The sequence below is a fragment of the Metamycoplasma hyosynoviae genome, assembly GCF_004365165.1.
In the GTDB taxonomy this organism is placed as follows: Bacteria; Bacillota_I; Bacilli_A; order Mycoplasmatales; family Metamycoplasmataceae; genus Metamycoplasma; species Metamycoplasma hyosynoviae.
Genome location: NZ_SOCH01000002.1, coordinates 225,407 through 244,219 on the forward strand (window position 1 = coordinate 225,407; position 18,813 = coordinate 244,219).

The window sequence follows — 18,813 nt, forward strand, 5'->3', positions numbered from 1 at the left end:
CTTATTTACCTTTTAATACTTCAATTGGTTTTTCTTTATTTAACACTTTTCAGGTAATTAGTGATGTAATTGCAAACACTATTAAACACAAGCTAACTGAAAGAATTATAGTTGAAATTGAAAGTGAAAGAGGAAGGACAGTTTGTGATGTTGTTAGCATAAATTTATTAAAGATAGAAATTAATGCATAAGTCATAGGAATCATAGCAATAACTGCAAAGACAATTGTAGGAATAAAGTTTGAGAAGAATAATGCTATTTTTTCGTTGTTGGTATATCCCAAAATTGAAAATGTAGCAACTGCTTTTAGTGATGAAGTAATCATAATATTAGTGATTACAATCAAAATGATTATAGAAATAATTAAAGCAAATATGATTAAAAGAGTTAGTATTGAATTAACCGTTGAAGAAATACCTGAAATAAATCCAACTTCAATGTCTTTACTATCAACATTAAATGAAGCTCCATACATAATATCTTTACCATATATAGATTCTTTAGAATCTTCAAAGAAAGTCTTCAATATTTCACGAGCTAGTTTTGACATCTTAGGATCAGGATTTGACATTTTACGAATATCTTCAAGTTCTGATGGAGAAATACCCAGTAAATTAGTTACTTTATCTTCATAACTAAAATTAATCTCACGTCCACTATCTTTATAAGAATCTTTGTAGGAATTTACGATGTGTTCATAAACTGAAATATATTTTTCTTTAGGATTTGATATAAAGATACGACGGAAGAAGTTTCAAATAGCTTCATCACTACTATTATGAACATCAAAACTTGATGCAGCTCCTCAGAAACCTAATGAAGAGTAGGTGGTTAATGTATCAATAGTTTGAACTGGACTACTATCATTTGAAAGTACACCATTAAATGCTTCATATTTACGTTTTCATTGTTGCAACATCTTTTCTTTTTGGTCTGGGAAAAGTGCGTAAAGTGAATTAAGTTCATCTTTGCGAGCATCTTGAAGACGCTTAGATAAAATGTCAAAACCAAGAATACTATCAATAATATCTTTTCTTGAAACAAATTCGGTGTTGATGTAAGTATTAGACATACCTACAACTCTGAATTTAAGGTTTGTATTAGGTTTTTGAACCTTTAAAGATTTATAAATAAATCTATCAGTGTGATTTAATAGTTCAAAATCATAAACTCCATCTAATGAAAGACCTAAAACTTTTTGTGAAACTAGGTTAATTACTACGGGTATAGGTTCGCCTGGTTTTCAAGAAATATTAGCAAGAAGTTTAGATAAATCATTACCTTTGCTATCAATTAATCTAATGTATTTGCTATTAGGATAATATCCATAAATTTTATATTCTTTACCATTTATTTTTGAAGCAGCATGGCTATATTTTTCATTAGTTGAATCATTTCAATAAATACCACCGAATGATACAAAGAAATCATTCATATCAATTTTCTTATATGCTTTAATTAGAAAATCACGGTATTCTTGACGAAATGCAGAAGTTGATACTCTAATAGGTTTTAAATATTCTTTGATATTAGCATCTCATTCAACATAGTTGAATTGTCGAAGTTCATCTTTTTCAATATCATTCGAATGTCCTGTTCCTGATTTAGAGAAAATAAAGAAACTTGCACGGTTGTTTAAATCTTCTTGCTTGCCAGCTTTTAAATCAGCCAAGTATTTTTCTTTATCTTTTACAGCAATTAGTCCTTGATAAGAAGTGGAAGAATTAGACTTAAATAGATTTTGAGTATCTTGCATTTTTTCACTAACACGTTTGAAAATTTGAATAACTCTAGCACGTTGAGTTTCAGGCATATTAGCATAAGTAATATCTCAAGGTGATATTTCAACACTTAGATCCATTAATAAATCAAGTGATGATTTAGTTAATACAACTGGGTCGAATTTATTGATAATAACATCAGTGTTGAAGTTTCCACCAGGACGCAAGAAGTTAGGGTTATCATAATCAAGTTGCGAACCATTTGAAGATGATGCTCCTCCTGCTAAATCATTTGGAACATATAAGTATTTATGAAGTTCGTCTTTATTATATGTAACATAAGGTCCACCTTCTACAGTTGGCGTTTCTAAGTTAAGTTTATATTTATAATTCCGATGTTCATAAGTTCGTTCAATTGATTTATTAAATACATTATTAGAAGATAAGAAGAACATTGAAATTAAAGCAGTTACCGAAAAGGCTATGAAAAGCGAGAGCATCTTCCAGAAATTATTTATCGCTATAGAAATAATAAACTTAGTTTTTATACTTGCTCGACGGAATAATGAAGATATTTTTTGAGCAATTTTACTTACGTTAACTTCAGCAAGTCCTGAAATAAGTTCAATTGCTTTTGTTCTTAGTGAAATTAGTGTAATTAAGAATATTAAAAGTGTGACTGCAATTAAAGGTAAGACAATGGTAATTATCATTGAGAGGAAGTTAAATGGTATTGGCTGATTTTCAAGCGTCCAATAACTTGAAAAGATTTTCATAATTTTTAGTTGAACTGAAAGCCCGGCAATGTATCCTGCAAAACATCCTACTATTGTTGGAATTCAACCAAATGATGAAAAGGCAAATGCAATTTCTGAAACTTTATATCCTTGCGCTCTTAAAATACCAATAACTTTGTTTTTAGATTCAATATATCTTTTGATAATAAAGAAAATAATTAATGAAACTAAAACAATTAGAAGTGTAACTAGATAAATAGTTGCATTTTTGATGATATCAACAATTTTTCTAATAGTTACAACACGAATAACTCTTTCTGGGTGCAAGAAGTTAGTTTCATTTTGTAAGAATGCTTTTTTATTTGAAGTCTTGGTTACATTTTCAATGAAAGAATTGAATTTGTTTCTTAATTCAGTTGGATTTTTTTCTTTTAAAAATCTACCTTTTTTATCAGTTGGTGATTTTACAAGTGCATATTCTTTAATTGCAAATGTAGGATATGCTGAATAAATTCTGTCAAATCCTTTTTGATTTACATATAAAAGTGCTTGGTGTTTAGTATCAACTTGTAAGTTTTCTTCATTTACCACAGGATATAAATAATCTGCGGTCATATCAGCACCAATAATTAAATATTCAAGTGTATTAATCTTGATTTTATACTTATCATCTACTGAGGCTATAAATCTAGCCATTTCAATTGGGTTTTTAATATATTCAGATAAATCACCAGTATAAACTGATTTTTTATTGGTATTTAAATAACCATAATTTACTTTAGCTAAATAAGATCCTGCATCAGTATAAGTTATATAGTTATAAATTGTGATAGGTTCAATTAATTTATCTACAAAAGTTTTAGCTATTTTGCTTACATTAATGCCATAAATTATTAAATCACCACCATTTTTATCTTTTAGTTTTTCACTAAAAGCATAGTTCATTCATGAAATATCAAGATCAACATTATTATCTGATTTTTCTTCAAGTTGGCTTTTATTCAAAATAAATTTATCAAACAAAGGAATTATTGATTCTTTAATTTGATCAACTGAAAGTCCTGAAAGGTTGTTGAATAATTTCTTAACTATTTCAGCCACATTTCCTTTGTTTGGCTCATTTGAAAGAGCATATGACATTAACAGTTGTGGAAATGAAAGTGAAGTTAATGGATTTAAGGCAGCACCTGGGAAATTAATTAATGAAAGTGATCTTGGAAGTTTAGCATTTGACAAAGTAATGTTATATAAAATATCAAATTCATAATCGTTAGCCACTAATGGTTTAAGCGCATTATTCTGATTTGTACTTTCAGTTACCATAAAAGTAGAAATAAATGTTTTCAATGCTTCTATGTAATTAGTTGGCATTAATGAAGATGATGCGATGTAACCTAGATTATAAACAACTTCATATCTATGTTTTAACAAAATTTTCTTTCAATCTTCTACAACTTCAGCACTTATTTTCTTTTTTGAAACTAGTTCATCGAAGTATTGTTTTATTGTACTATTAGTTTCAAATAAACCTTGAAATTGTGTAGCAAGTTTTGAAGTTTCTGCATGAGCGAGTGCTATTTGTAAGGTCTTAGATTGATATTCAGTACCAGCCCCTAAAATTCCAATACCTGGAATTTTGTCAATAACAGCATCATAATTTGAAAATATTTTTGATATATCTTCTTTAGAAGACATTTCCATAAATTCAAGCAAAATGTCTTTGATTTGAGAATAAGTTAATTTCTTATTTTTAATTGTTATAACTTCGGGTTTTTGAGTTTCTGGATTCTTAATTATTTTTTGTTCGATGGTAGAAAGTTCATTTAATTCATATGCAAGTTTAATTCACAATGAATATAAATTCAAAGTGTTTTTAATCATCGATGCATCGCCATCTTTCATTAAATAAGGCACTAAGAATTTAGCAAGTGCTGAATGTAAGGTTTTTAAAAGTTCTTTATCTTGAACATTAGCCTTATCATTTATTAAAGCTGAATAATAGCTTAAATCGCTATATGATGCAATTTCTTTTGCGTTTTCATCAAAACCATATAGTCATTTACCAGTAGCAGGATCAATATTTTTATAGTTTTTCAAAGCAAGCTTTGAAACAAAGTTTTTATAAGTTGCAACTTTTCTTTCAATTTCAATTATGTTAGTTAGATCACTATCGGTTGCAAGAACTGTAGTTTTTAAAAAATCAATTTCTTTTTCAGTTAGATCTAGTTTTTGATTATTGTTTTTAGCATATGTAATTTTAGTTAAAATATTTGAAATTTGTTCTTGGTTAAAAATATCAATTTCTTGACTTGGTTGTGAATTAGGAGAAGTTATATTTAACTTCAATAAACTAGGAATATCCAAAAGTGAAATCTTAGAATCTGATTTTTTAGGAATTTTAATTTTTAGAGTTTGACTTATAGTTTCAACTTCATCAGACAAGTTAAATAATTTAATGATGGCTGATTGGAAGTTAGAAATCTTACCTGTTATGTTATCTTCATTTTCAGAAGTAAGACCTGAAATAAATGAAGCAAGGTAATCTGAATTTTCAAGGATTTCAACATTGAAATTGCTATAAACTTTACCATTTGCTTCAACTTGATAAGTTCTTCTGCTTTGTTTTAATCTTTCTTCTAAAGCAGTGGCAAATTTGGTTACTGACAAGTTATCAATTAATTCATTGATACCATCATTTATGTTTTTATAGTAATCTGGATCTGGTGTTCCATCTTCAACTTTTTTAGCACTTAATCTTTTGAAAAAACTTTTTAAACGATCTGCATCAGTTTGAACAAAAGTATTATTTTTCTTATGAACGTCTTCTCATTTTTTATAAAGACTAGTTTCACTGTTTGGATTTAGTATCGTATTAAAATCAATTTCACTTATTAATGATTTGATGGCATATTTAAATTTAGAATTATCTACTGAGGCAAAAAATGCTGAGGCAATTTTATGCACCGATAAGTTTCAGTATTCTAAATTAACTTCAGTTAGAGGAAAGTAAGGATGCTCTTTATATCATTTTTGAATGCTATTAGAAAAGTTTTCAAAATCAACTGAATTAATTAAATTCTTTAAGAAACTAAAGATCACTCTTTTACTTTTTATTACTTTCATAACTTCTAAAAGGCTCATATTTATGAAAGGAATTACATTTAAATTAACGCCAAATATTCTTGTGATATTTTCAATTTGTTCAACCAAAATTCTGTCACGTTCTTCATCTGTCGAAGCTGATTGGATGTATTGTTTTTCAAAATAACTAATGATGTAGTTGAATAAGTTCTTAACAAAAATGTTCCCATTCATATTAACAAATTGATAATTATGTGGCGATTCTGCACTGACATTTTTGATAACATTATTCAAAAAGTCAAATAGCACTTTTGTTAAAAGTGCATTGTTGTTTTTAGCCAACGCTAAAAGTGAATGGTAACTATTATCTTCAACTGCTTTTTTTAGATTATAGAAAACTGTGTTGATAGTATCTTCTGAAAATAGTTTGCTTGCGTCAGTGTCAATAATAATTTTCTTGATTGCAAAAGCTAGTTTTTCAATTGTTCTATTTTGAATAATATCATTTGTATATTCATTATTAATTGAACCAAAAGCAACTGGGAAGGTATAGAAGTTTTTGAATTGTTGGTTTGTTCAAACTCATCCATTTTCACCAATTTCACCTTTGATAGTAAGTGAGTTATTTACCATATAGTTATAAACATCATTTAATGATAAATAATCTTTTTTGTTATTTAAATTAACTTTCTTTCAAACCTTGTAATTTGAATGTTCATTAATTTTATTTTGCGTTAAAAGCACATAACTATCTTTTTTAGGCATTGCAATAGCCCCTAATATAGTTACATTATCTTTTTGCTCATCATTAGTGTTAGTTAAAACAACTATCTTACCGCTTGGAACTTTACGCAAAATTTCAGTATTAGGGTAATAATCATAATAATCTTCAAATCTTATGTCAGCAACAAAGTATTTGAAATTAGGTGTAAAGTTATTTTCTAAAATAGCCTTAATTATTTCTTTAGTATAAACTGATGGAATTTTCTTTTCAATGTTTTTATCAGTTGGTTTTAAAATGAAACTATCTGACAGTTTTTCGGAAATAGATGAATTTAAAACAGTTTTTGAAAGTTGTTCTTCTTTTAATTTACCTACATTTAATTTAATGCCATTAACTTTTTCGTTTTCATCGCCAGCATTTATGAAGTGAAAAGCATTTTTTTGGCTTGTTGCTTCATCAACAGTTTCAACTGTTAAAGTTTGACGTAGCCCTAGATTTTTTTCACCAACTGATTTTTGAATTTCTTCCAAAATCAGTTTCTTAGCAAAATTAGATGAGCCTTCACGAACAAATGAGATCTTGTTTTTGAATTCATTATTGTCAGTTATTTTTTCATATAACTTTTTATTAGCTTCAAGAGTTTGACTATCTTTATTAATTGTGCTATCAAAACTTGGATTAATAGCTTTTTCAATATCAATTATTGAATTATATGAATTTCCTGTTATTCAGTTATGCTTACTTAAAATGTCAAGTGATTTACCAGTTCAAGCTTTTTCAAATGCTATGTTAACAAATTCATCTTTCTTTTCACTAAAAGTAGCTTCTTCAGTTTGAACTTTTCCAGGTTTATCTTCATCGATTTCTTTTCCAGTTATATAAGTTGTTTGAGTTTCTTTTTTTCAAATAGAAAAGTATTTTAAACTTTCATATAACTCAGGATCATATTTTTTAAGATTAACTATATATTTAAAATATGCACCTTTTCAATTTGATTTTTCTTCATCATTTATTTCATTTCAATTCATTTTGAAACGGTGTCATTTGAAATAGTTTTTCTTAGTTATTTTTCTAATTCATTCTTTTGGAAATGAATATTTGAAACTATTGTCCTTATCAAGTTTTTGATACTGAACTTCACTATTTTTGAAACTTTGAACTAATGAATCTTCAAATTTTTCTAATTTAAAATTGCTTTGAATAGCATCATTACCATTTATATTGCCTTCGGTAGTGGTATATCCTGAAGCCAATTTGATACTTGCATCTGTTTGGCTACCTACTTTAAAGTATCACTTATCATCACGTTTTTCAAAATTAAGTGCTTTTAAAACATCCTCACCTTTAATATAAGCAACTTGACCTTCACGTTTTCACTCTTCATAATCGCCTATTTTTAAAGATGCTTTTTTATCTTTTATGTTCAAAAATATTGTATGCGGATTAATAACATACAATCCTTCTTCTTTAGCTGAATATACAACTTTAACTAAATCATTTAACTTCAGATCATGTTTGAAAGTAAATTCATCAGTTTTTTCAGCTTTAATTTCATTAGTTTCAATTTCGAATTTATCGCCAACTTTTTTATAAATTCTAAACTTAGTTTTATCACTATCATTTTTAAATTTGATAACTTCATTTAGTTTAGCTTTTTCATCTGTGCCATTTGGTATAAAATCAGTAATTCTAAAATTATTTAAATTTGAATAGTAAAAAGTAATGAAATCTTCGGTTCTAATGTATTTATCACTTCCAGAATTTCATCCATTAATTGAATTTACTTTTATATAGTTTTCAGAATCTTTAGGAAAGCTTAGCATATAACGTTGCTCACCATTGCCTGAATAGGCAAAAGTAATAGGAGTATTGGTCTTTTTATTTTCAGCATCAATTTGGTCAAAACCACCATTTGGAATCTTACCAGTTGAATTAATGTCAAGGTCAACTGTTAAATCGTGTAATCTTGAAATAGTTTCATAAGAATTAATTGTTTTCGAATAACTAGTTTTAATATCAAAAAATAATGTGAATATTCCAGAAGTCAAAAAGATTAAAATAGTTAAACAAATTACAACGATTTTATTTTTTGCAAGTGATTTAAAAACCTCTTTGAATAGCCGTTTCATACCTACTCCCTAAAAATAATTAAAAAATTATATATTATTAATTTTTATTTACAATATTTTTAATTTTTAAGAATTGAATAACAAAAAATAGATAGGTCAAATTATCTAATTTGTACTTAGTTTTTTTATCTTAATAAACTAAGTTTATTACTCTTAAAAAATTTAAAAATAATTTATGTGAAATTTAGCATAGAAAAATAGTTTCTCTATATGATGAAAAATTACTCAAAATATAGAAATAAAACTTATAAATTTATTGACAAATTTTCCCATTTTAAACTAGTAAAATGCTTGCTGCTTTTTCATATATTCGCCATGCTAAAAAAACAAAAAAAATGTGAAAGTAGTTTTAAAAAAGAAAAAAAATCAAAACACTAATTTTGTGAAAAAACCAATGTTTTGGTCTAATTAATGAGTTGAATTTTGGTGTTATATTATTTAAAAATTTGACTTAATTGTATAACTTTTCAATGTCTTCAGAAGTTATATCAGAAGGGACTTTATAGAATAAAACCTCTCCTTTTTTTAAGCCTATGATTTTATCAAAATATTTTTTTGCAAGCTCTATATCGTGAATATTCGCTATTACAGTGATGTTTTTGTTTTGAGATAGTTCTTTTATCAAAGATAAAACATCATTTGCAGTTTTAATATCGAGGCTTGTTGTGGGTTCATCAGCAAGGATTAATTTTGTGTCTTTTAACAAAAGTTTTGCAATTTCTACTCTTTGTTTTTGACCGCCACTTAGTTGATCAATTCGAGTGAATGCTTTATCAAAAAGCCCTAAACTCTCAAGTGTTTCATAGATTTCTTGCTTTTGAGATTTAGTTAAAATATGGAAGAAATCATAGAAAAAGTTTTTGTATTTCGTGTAAGTTCTTAAGATACTTTCATACACATTTTCAAAATCTAAAAGAAAAGTTTCTTGACTTAAAAAACCAATACTTTTTAAAAACTTTTTCATTTCTTTGCGGCTTAGTTCATTTATTTTTTTATCGTCTATATAAATGCTACCTTCAGATACAAAAAGTTGATTGATTATAGCATTAAAAATAGAAGTCTTACCAGCTCCTGATTTTCCGATAATTGCTATTTTTTGTCCACTAGAAATTGAAAAAGAAACATTATTAATAATGTTTACTTTTTTGTTATTTCTATAACTTGCAGTTAAATTTTGAAGTTTAATATCCATTATAGATTATGTTTTATTTTTAGATTATTTAGAATTTCAATTACTGTTTCTTTTATTTCACGAGAATAATCGTCAAATAATTTTTGTTCATCTTCTTCTAATCTGATTTTAGGTAAATGTCTATATCCATCTTTACCCAGTATTACCGGAAGACCAAAATATATTCCATGGTTCTTATATTCTTTCGAAAGTTGAACTCCAAGTGAATATACACTTTGTCTATCATTTTCAATAGCAAGGGTTATTTCAGCAAGATTTTCACCAATTCCAAAATTGGTTATACCTTTACCTGAAATAATTTCGAAAGCTTCATCTTTAACTTTCTTGCCTAAATCATCAAGTCATTCTTTTGTAACTGTTCCATTAGCTAATCAGTCCTTTAATGAACCTAATCCAATTCTCATTTTTAGAAATGGAATAATACATCTAGCTCCATGTTCGCCTATTACAAAGCCTGTGATTGAACTTGCTTTTACTTTCAGTTTTTGAGACAAGAATTTTTTCATTCTTGCAGTTTCAAGTATTGTTCCTGAACTTATAACTTTACTTGGTTCAAATTTTGTTACTTGTTGATAAACTGATGCCATTATATCAACAGGATTTGAAGCAATAATGGTTATTCCCTTAAATCCTGATTTTTTGATATTTTCAGCAATTTCTTTAATTAAAAGTGCATTATCTTTTAAAAGTTCTAATCTATCTTGAAGTTTACCTTCTTTTGGTTTTACACTTGCTGTTATTACAACAATTTGTGCATCTGCTAAATCTGCATATTTTCCAGCTTCAAAAGTTGATCCACAGTTTGCCATAGAGCAAGCCGCATCGTTTAAATCTTTAGCTTGAGCTTCTGCAAATTTTTCAAAAGCATCAATTAAAATGTAGTTAGCTTCAACGCCTTTATTTAAAGCAGCATATAGATAAGAACTTCCTACCGCTCCAACACCTACAATTCCTATTTTCATTATTTCTCTCCTTTAATAATCTTGCTAACTTTCTTGATCAAATTGATATTAAAATTCTTTATAGAGTTATTAATAAATGGATTTACCGCTTCAAGTCCTGCACTCATTATTGAAACTCTATGCATAAATGAAACTATCCAACCTAATGTATTAGCATTAATTTCTGATATATAAATTTTAACATTTGGTACTTTATAAATAATAACATTATTTTCAATAATGGTGTTTCTTATTATTTTATTTATCCCATTGAAGGTGATGCTTGAAAGAGCATTTAAATCATCATCTATGTAGTTTGCACTATTAAAAATATGATAATCATACTTTGGATTTTCAATTATGATATTAGTACAAAATGTGTTCAATGTGTTTTCATTCATTATTTGTGAGTTAATTTTTAAATCAACCAAGGCATTTTGATTTAATGCTAGAATTCCCGAACTATCTTTTAGTGAAGTTTCATTTAAATAAACACCCAAAACTTTTGTTATCAAATCTAAATCTTTAGAGTAATTATTTATAACTTCTATTTTGAAATTGTTTTTTCGTAAAATATGTCTAATTACTGCATATTGATAAGCAGGATTTTGTTCTAAACTATTATTAGAAAATCTTTGGTTAGCTTCATAAGCGCCTTCAAGATATTTATCAATATTTATTTCTGCACATGCAAGTGGAAACAAAATAGCAGCTGTATAGTTAGAAAAGTTTTCAGTTGTATTATCAAACAAAGTAAAGTGATTATACTTATATTTTTGAACTAGTTTAAATAAACTACCAAAGTTATTATTGGTTGTGATGTAAATATATTTGTTAGCATTTAGCTTACCAACATTTTTTTCAAGAATGTATTTAAATTCTCTGAAAAGTAGTAATGTTTGAAATGATTCGCCTGTTTTTGAAATTACATTAATTGCAAAACTTTTATTTTTGATTTTTTCAACAATTTGAGCAAATTCACTGCCATCAATACTTTCATCAACAAAAATAAATTTGATCTTATTCTCAAAAGGATTACTTCCATGATATAGGTCAAAAAGTGATTTTATTTGAAGACAATATGATTTATTTGCAAGAACAATAAAATATTCAATTTTCTCTTCATATAAAAGAATTTTTGAAAATTGCAAAATCTTTTCATAATCTATTTTGGTTATGTTTTTATAGATATTGAAAAACCCATAATATTCATTATCAGTATCTATCAACATATTAATTTTTTCATTAATAATTTTCACTTCACTTTGGTATTTATTAATAGATTCTTCTTTTACTGCATAATCAAAATTAATTGCGATTTTACTATTTGCCATATCTTATTCCTTTCATTACAAAATCCAGCAATTGCTCAAAGTTATTGTTTTCAGTTTCAAGTTTGTATTTGAAGGGATTACGTAATTCTTTTGGATGAATTCTTTTAAATGAAACTATTAAATCACCAAGTGGATCTATATCAATTATTTGTAGTTGTTTTATAGAATTAATTTTGAATAATTTTTCAATATCTGCTACTTTGTAATCACTTATTTCTTTAATTGTTAAATAACATTTTTTACTATCAGCAGTATATAAATAAACAACATTTCTTCATACTTTTTTTACCTGGGCTTTTATTATTTGTCCTACTTTATACTTTTCCATTATTTTACCTTTTCTAACTTCTTGAAAAATTCCTCAGTATTATTAATTTTTATTATTAAGGGTGCAGCTGTTGTAATAAGATCTTCAAACGCTTTATTATATTTTTCATATTTTTGTTTAAATGATGCTTTTTCAGATACTTCTAATTGTAATTTATCTATTATTTCATCACGTTGCTTTTTATATTCATTTTTTAACTCTACTAATCCAGAAAGTAAAGTAAAAGGATTATTTATTTTCTCTGCAATATCTAAATCAATAGCTATTTGAAATGTTTTTTGCAAATAATCAGAAATAAAATCAAACAATGGTCCAAATTTTTCTTTCTTTGAAATTAGATTTGATTCTAAAATCGATCTATTTATTGCTTCATTTTCAGATGGAATATAAATACTATCTAAATTACTTCTAAAACTTAAAAATTTTTCTGGAGAACTTAAATAAAGTTTACTTGTGTAAACTAATTCTTTATTTTTTATATGTTTTAAAATAAAATCAATAATTTCATAAATTTTGTTCTCAATGTATTGATTGATAACTATGTTTAGCTTTATATTAAAGTCATTTTTTAAATAATCTGACATATTTCTTTCAGTATAAAATTTCTCAATATTAGAAACAATATTTTCAAAATTAGTTTTATATTCGTTCAAAAATCCAGTTGTGATAAATACTTCGATATAATCATCTATTTTTTCATTAGTATTTGATTTAAGAATTTCTTTTATTGTTTCTAAATCAAACAATTTATTATTTACTATTGTTTGTTTAATATCTCCAAGTGAAATTTTTGTGTCTAATAATTTAGAATTAAAAATTTTATATTCAAAAATTAATGGAATTAATTCGCTTTCAACTCCATCAAAAAAAATTCGAAAATATGTATTTAATTTTCCTAATTCTTTATCTATTATTTCTTGCTCGTTTGATGCGAATATATTATTTATTAAAGCATCTATTCTATTAGATAATTTAGTTACTATTTCTTTAAAAATATTCTTTATTAAAATGGTTTTTGGAATTTTAGAATTTTTTAATTCGTTAATTATTTCATCTTCAATTGTCTTCTCAAATATTCTTATTTCACCAACAAAATTTTTCATTTTTTGAGGAATAGTTACATTGTTTTCAAAATATTTTTTTTGAATATTATTTAAATAATCTACAAGCAATTCAAAAACAATACTCTTAATATTTGTAAACATTCTCCTAATAAATAGTTCATTAGTTACAGAAATATCATTATTATTACCATTAATAATATTTGAAACTTTTTTTAATAAACTTGAAGTAAAAAATTCAATTGTGGTATTTGAAGATAGATATAACTTAGATTTTATTTCATCACTTGTTTTTAATCTTTCAAAAAAAGTTGAAATATTTTCAATAAACGCCTTGTAAAATTTATCAATATTATTTAAAAAACCAGTATCTCTTTCTTCTTTGCTGTTTTTTATATTGGTCAAAAGTGCATTCTTGTTATGTGATGCAAAATCCAAATAATTTTCATATGTTGTTTCTAAAAGTTTCTTAACTAATTCTGGTTTATCTTTTTTGTAATAAGAATCAATGGAATTTATTAAATTTTCTTTAAATGAATTTCATTCATTAATTGCATTTTCTTTTGTATAAATAAACTTTTCAGGGAATACTGTTTTTTCATTTTTTTCCTTGCGTACACAAGATTTTGAGATTATCGCAAGTGGACTTAATGCAATAGAAAAAGCAGAAAAAATACCCAACAATTTAATTAAATTTATTTCTTTCTTCATATCTCTTCCAATAACCTTTTCAACTAAAATTGCTATATATAATTATAATTTATACAAAAAATATTATTGCTATATAATTTAATTTTGAAAGAAACAGGGGTGCAAAATATTGCTGAGAAATACCCTCTTAACTGATCTAATTAGTATTAGCGTAGTGAGTTTCTCTTGTTTTCTTTTCTCATAAGGAGAGAACAAAACAAAATGAAAAAAATCTTAACAAGCATTTTATTACCAGCATTGGTTATTTCGCCTTTTTTTATTATTTCTTGTACAAAAAAAATAAACATTGTTGTAAATGAACCTTGAAGAGAATATTCTAAATTTAATTTTTTTGATGATATAGAAAAAAAATACAATGAACTTTTAAATTCAAATGTTAAGTTCAATATTTCATTTCGTGGTGAAAATAATGACCTAGCTAATGAAATAATAAAGGGAGGTAGTGACATCGGAAGTGTTACTACAACTTTGTATTATAGAAATAGACAATTTTTAGATCCAATAATCCAAACAAAAACATATTCATTTACTTTTGATAAACAGTTTGATGTTTTTTATAAAGATGGGTCAAATAATGATCCACTTGTTTTACTTGCGAAAAAAGCCGAAACAATTTTTAACAAGAAAAAATTTGCTGAATGAGATGATCAAGAATATGGTTGAGATGGAATCAAATACAATTATTTTTATGATAATGAATTAGTTGATTATTATCGTGGTAATGTACTTATTTGAGGAAATGATGATCAATTGAAATCTATAAAAGAAGCATGGAACAAAAAAGATTGAAGTACATTTAGAAATTTTGGAATATTGCATGGGAAGGAAACTAGTTCTTCAAAATATATATTACAAGAATTACTGTTCAAAAAACATTTCACAAATCCTAGTAATAAATTCACTTCTTTTATAAAAGATAAAGAAAAGAATTCAAATAAATATAAACAAGGGGCTGCACGTGATTTATCAAAAGGTGAGAATTCAAATTATCACATTGTTTTTGATGAGCTAGGATCATATGCTTACACACATAATATAAAAAAGAATAAAAAATTAAATTACTTTGAAACCTTAAATTTAAATAATAAAATTGAATTTTTAACAGTTACAGAACCCATAAAATATAATGTTTTTGCAGTTTCTAAATATATGAAAGAAATCGAAAAAAATGCTTTATCAAAGTCAATTTTTGAAAATTGAAAAAACAGAAAAGACGACTATGGACCACATGTTGGTTTTAATGGATACAGGATAATAACTAATAAGGAAGAAGAGGTAATTAAACCTTATGAAAGACTATTTAAATAGTGACGAAATACAACTAAAAAATTACCTATTCTTTGAAAAAATTAATAGCAAAAATACAACTATCAAAAATCAAAAAACTACTTTTAACAAACTGTTTTTTTGATTTTTTATTTTTTTAATATTTCTTATCTCTTTTGTTGTTGTAAGATGAACGCCTGCTAAATATGGATTTAATTTATTTTTTGAAAACATAAAAAATTTCTTTAATCCGGTAGTAAAAAGCGAATATATAAAAGATTCAAATTTGTTTGCTATTTCATTTTATTTATTATTTCAAACAGTTAATTATTCATTATTAGGATTATTAATAGGTGGAGGACTTGCATTTTTAACAAGTTACCTCTTTGCTTTTCAATTTAAAAATAAATGAATTTATTCTATATCAAAGATATTTTTTACAATTTTAAGAATTCTGCCAGAAATTATATTTATATATTATTTTTCAAATAGCTTTTCTAAGAAAATGTCAGTCGTAATGATATTTGCTTTATTTAATTGAGTTTGACTGCATGAATATTTCACACAAATGTTTGAAAATGCAAATTACACATTTTACTTTCATTTATTAAAAAATTCATGTAGCAAATTTAAAGCATTCCAAACTGAAATACTTCCTCAAATCAAAATTAAAATATTAAATTTACTTCTTTATACATTTGAATCAAACATAAGATGAAGTGTAATAATTTCTAAACTTGGCTTTTTAGGAATTGGTACATTATTAAATTCCCCAACTATTAATATTTCTTATTTTAGAGAGCTATTAATTCCACTATTTGTATTAGTTTTCTTTTTAGTTATCATTGAATTTTCTTTTAATCTAATTAAAAAATATATTTATGAAACTAAGACAACTATTAATGAAAGAAAGCATTTTAAACACAAAATATATAAAAGATTATTTAACTGATTAATATTTATCTTTTTAGTTTCATTTATTATATTTAATATCATTTATCTAAAAGATATCAAATTTTATCCATCAAATAGTACTGAATATTTCAAAGATTTCTTTAATCCAAGTTTTAAAGAAATAAATAATAATTTAGGCAAAAGTACTTTTTACATTGTAGAACTACTTTTACTAATATTTACTTGTAATTTCTTAGTATTCATCTTTACTTATATCTCATTATTCTTATTAAATAAAAAAATGAACAACAAATACTATTCAGCATTTATAAGAATTACAAATGTTATATTTAGAAATGTTCCAATAATAATTTTGTTTCTATTTACCTCTCCTATATTTAAAAATCCACAAGTTGCTTTCATTATCGGATTTGCTATTCATAGTACTTTTGTAATAAATAAAAATATGGATGAGTACATAAATTATGATGGTTATGAAAAAAATATTGAACTTTTACATAGTTATGGAATGTCAAAGTGGAAAATTTATAGAACTTATCTAAGACCTAAAATTGCTTCTAACTTTATAACATTCTTCACATTCGAAATTGAAAAGAATACTAGAAATTTCATAAACTATGGAATATTTGCATCAAGTACAATCGGACTAAAAACTACCATAACAAATGGTAGAGAATATATAGATATTGTTCCTTACTTATGAATTTCAATCGCAATAATATTTGTAGTTTATATATCAGGATATTTCATCAGAAAGAAAATCAATAAAAACTAAAATTTAACTTTATTAAAGTTATTTTTTAATTTTTTCATATGCCAATCTTGCTATCATCATTGCATTGTCTGTCGTATATTCCATATCAGGAATAAATGTATTTTCGTGTAATTGTTCAAACATTTTTCTTATACCTTTATTAGCTGATACGCCACCACACAAGACGATAGATTTTGGTTTATATTTAAAAATAGCAAGTTCCATTTTATTTTTTAAATATTTGATAATAGTATTTTGGAATTCAGTAGCTAATTGTTTCTTATCAATTGTTTCAAAAGAATTTACTTCATTAGTGATTTGAGTTTTAATTCCACTAAAAGATAAATCTAATTCACCTTCAGTTTTAGGAATTGTCATAGTATTTGTATATTTTTTATTATTAGTTATTCAAATTTTATCTATTAAACTTCCGCCCGGAAAACCTAATCCAAGTTTTCTAGCAACTTTATCATAAGCTTCACCAACAGCATCATCTTGTGTTTCACCGACTATTTTTGAATCATCAACACTTTTATAATAAACTATTTGGCTATGTCCACCAGATACAGTTAAAGCAAGAGAAGGAAATATTACCTCTTTTCCTATAAAAGCAGACATAAAATGACCATCCAAATGATTTAATGGAAGAATTGGTTTTTTCAAATATAAAGCTAATGAATTTGCAATTACATATCCAACATGAAGAGAACCTATTAATCCCGGACCTTTTGTATAAGCGATAACATCTATCTTAAATAAATCAATTTTTGATTTTAATTCTTCTATTAACTTGCCTATATTTAAACTATGCAATCTTGAAGCTATTTCAGGAACAGTTCCACCATATTTCTTATGAATTTCAATTTGTGAAATAGTTTTCATTCATATTGGGCTATTATTTTCCATTATTGCAAATGAAGTATCATCATGAGAGGATTCTATTGCGAAAATTATCATTTTAGTTCTCCTATTTGTGGATTACTTAAATATATTAATTCTTCTTTTAATAAATTTTCTTTTTCTACTTTTTTAGAAAAATTCAAATATGTAAAAATATTTTTTTCAAATAAAGAATAATTTAACTTTTCATAATTATTTTCATTTGCGATTAATTCCATATTTATTTTTTTAAGATTATCTGATAATGTAATCTTATAAATACTATGTTTGTTAGCTTTTATATTGATTATTTCTTTAGGATATGACATCAAAAGATGCTGAACATAAAAAATAACATATGTAGGAATTGTGAATAGTTCAATATCTGAAATTTGAGCAATAGTTCTTGCAAATAAAAATCCTATACGTGATCCATTAAAGCTTCCCGGACCTTTTGTTACATATATTTTATTAACTTCATTTATTTGAATTTTCGCTTCATTTAAGACGTAATTTAGATTTTCAAAAAATACGTCAGTTTTTTTAGTTATGTCATTTAATTTAATTTTTGAAATTATTTTTCCATTATTCTTAAATAAAATTAAATACAAATCATCTAAACAAGTTTCGATAAATAAATTCATATTAACTTACTTCCTTCTTGATTTCAAAAATGTGTTTCCCATCTTTTACATACACATCTATTTCTACATAATTAGTAAATGAATGCGTAATTTTGTCCGCTCATTCTATTATTACTAATTTATCTTCGAAATACTCTTCGTAAGGAAATAAATTTCCTACCATTTTATAAGCATCAATATGCACCAATTTATCATATATTAAAATTGAATTAAACGTTGGAGATATTACGGTTTTTTTTTCTCCCAATTGCTTTGCAATTGCTTTTGCAAGTGTTGTTTTGCCAGAACCTAATTCACCATTTAATAGTATTGCTTGCAAATTTGGTATATTTAACAAATAGCTAACCAAAACACCCAATTTCTCGTTATGTGCAAAAGTAAATTTCATATTTGAAA

11 protein-coding genes and 1 riboswitch are annotated in these 18,813 nt (G+C 25.4%); of the genes, 2 read left to right on the forward strand and 9 right to left on the reverse strand.

Features of this window, described 5'->3' with window-relative positions:
• Position 1: 1 nt before the first annotated feature.
• From JN03_RS08655 to JN03_RS00945, 6 genes are all read right to left on the reverse strand, one after another.
• Positions 2-8,392: an ABC transporter permease gene (locus tag JN03_RS08655; protein WP_134076493.1), complete on the reverse strand. Its 8,391-nt coding sequence runs from the start codon at positions 8,390-8,392 to the stop codon at positions 2-4.
• A gap of 451 nt (positions 8,393-8,843) precedes the next feature.
• The gene (locus JN03_RS00925) at positions 8,844-9,584 is read right to left on the reverse strand and encodes an ATP-binding cassette domain-containing protein (RefSeq protein ID WP_134076494.1); all 741 of its coding nucleotides are present in this window, start codon (positions 9,582-9,584) and stop codon (positions 8,844-8,846) included.
• Positions 9,584-10,546: a lactate/malate family dehydrogenase gene (locus tag JN03_RS08660; protein ID WP_235193135.1), complete on the reverse strand. Its 963-nt coding sequence runs from the start codon at positions 10,544-10,546 to the stop codon at positions 9,584-9,586. Before JN03_RS08660 ends, JN03_RS00925 begins: the two co-directional genes overlap by 1 nt.
• Positions 10,546-11,859 carry a glucose-6-phosphate isomerase gene (locus JN03_RS00935; protein WP_036443872.1) on the reverse strand — a complete coding sequence of 438 codons (1,314 nt, stop codon included), beginning with the start codon at positions 11,857-11,859 and terminating at the stop codon, positions 10,546-10,548. The genes JN03_RS08660 and JN03_RS00935 overlap by 1 nt, the downstream gene beginning before the upstream one ends.
• The gene (locus tag JN03_RS08665; protein ID WP_036439989.1) at positions 11,849-12,187 is read right to left on the reverse strand and encodes a S1 domain-containing protein; all 339 of its coding nucleotides are present in this window, start codon (positions 12,185-12,187) and stop codon (positions 11,849-11,851) included. Before JN03_RS08665 ends, JN03_RS00935 begins: the two co-directional genes overlap by 11 nt.
• A complete protein-coding gene (locus tag JN03_RS00945; protein WP_134076495.1) occupies positions 12,187-13,959 on the reverse strand; it encodes a hypothetical protein in 1,773 nt (590 codons plus the stop codon). The genes JN03_RS08665 and JN03_RS00945 overlap by 1 nt, the downstream gene beginning before the upstream one ends.
• An 85-nt stretch (positions 13,960-14,044) precedes the next feature.
• A riboswitch (TPP riboswitch) is annotated at positions 14,045-14,134 on the forward strand.
• 26 nt (positions 14,135-14,160) lie between these two features.
• Between JN03_RS00945 and cypl the strand changes: the two genes are divergently transcribed.
• Both cypl and JN03_RS08675 read left to right on the forward strand, forming a co-directional pair.
• Positions 14,161-15,267 (forward strand): ABC transporter thiamine pyrophosphate-binding lipoprotein p37/Cypl, encoded by a 1,107-nt coding sequence (gene cypl, locus JN03_RS08670; RefSeq protein ID WP_134076496.1) that lies wholly within the window; start codon positions 14,161-14,163, stop codon positions 15,265-15,267.
• Positions 15,248-16,915, forward strand: a complete 1,668-nt coding sequence (locus JN03_RS08675; RefSeq protein ID WP_036443877.1) for an ABC transporter permease subunit — start codon at positions 15,248-15,250, stop codon at positions 16,913-16,915. The genes cypl and JN03_RS08675 overlap by 20 nt, the downstream gene beginning before the upstream one ends.
• Positions 16,916-16,933: 18 nt before the next feature.
• Here the strand turns inward: JN03_RS08675 and tsaD are convergent, their stop codons facing one another.
• Genes tsaD through tsaE form a run of 3 tightly spaced genes read right to left on the reverse strand, consistent with a single transcriptional unit; the run spans position 16,934 to position 18,805 of the window.
• Positions 16,934-17,851 carry a tRNA (adenosine(37)-N6)-threonylcarbamoyltransferase complex transferase subunit TsaD gene (gene tsaD, locus JN03_RS00960; protein WP_134076497.1) on the reverse strand — a complete coding sequence of 306 codons (918 nt, stop codon included), beginning with the start codon at positions 17,849-17,851 and terminating at the stop codon, positions 16,934-16,936.
• On the reverse strand, positions 17,845-18,417 hold the full coding sequence (locus JN03_RS00965; protein ID WP_134076498.1) for a hypothetical protein: 573 nt from the start codon (positions 18,415-18,417) through the stop codon (positions 17,845-17,847). Before JN03_RS00965 ends, tsaD begins: the two co-directional genes overlap by 7 nt.
• Before the next feature lies 1 nt (position 18,418).
• Positions 18,419-18,805, reverse strand: coding sequence for a tRNA (adenosine(37)-N6)-threonylcarbamoyltransferase complex ATPase subunit type 1 TsaE (gene tsaE / locus JN03_RS08680; RefSeq protein ID WP_200868350.1), 387 nt, complete (start codon positions 18,803-18,805; stop codon positions 18,419-18,421).
• Between the last annotated feature and the right edge of the window lie 8 nt (positions 18,806-18,813).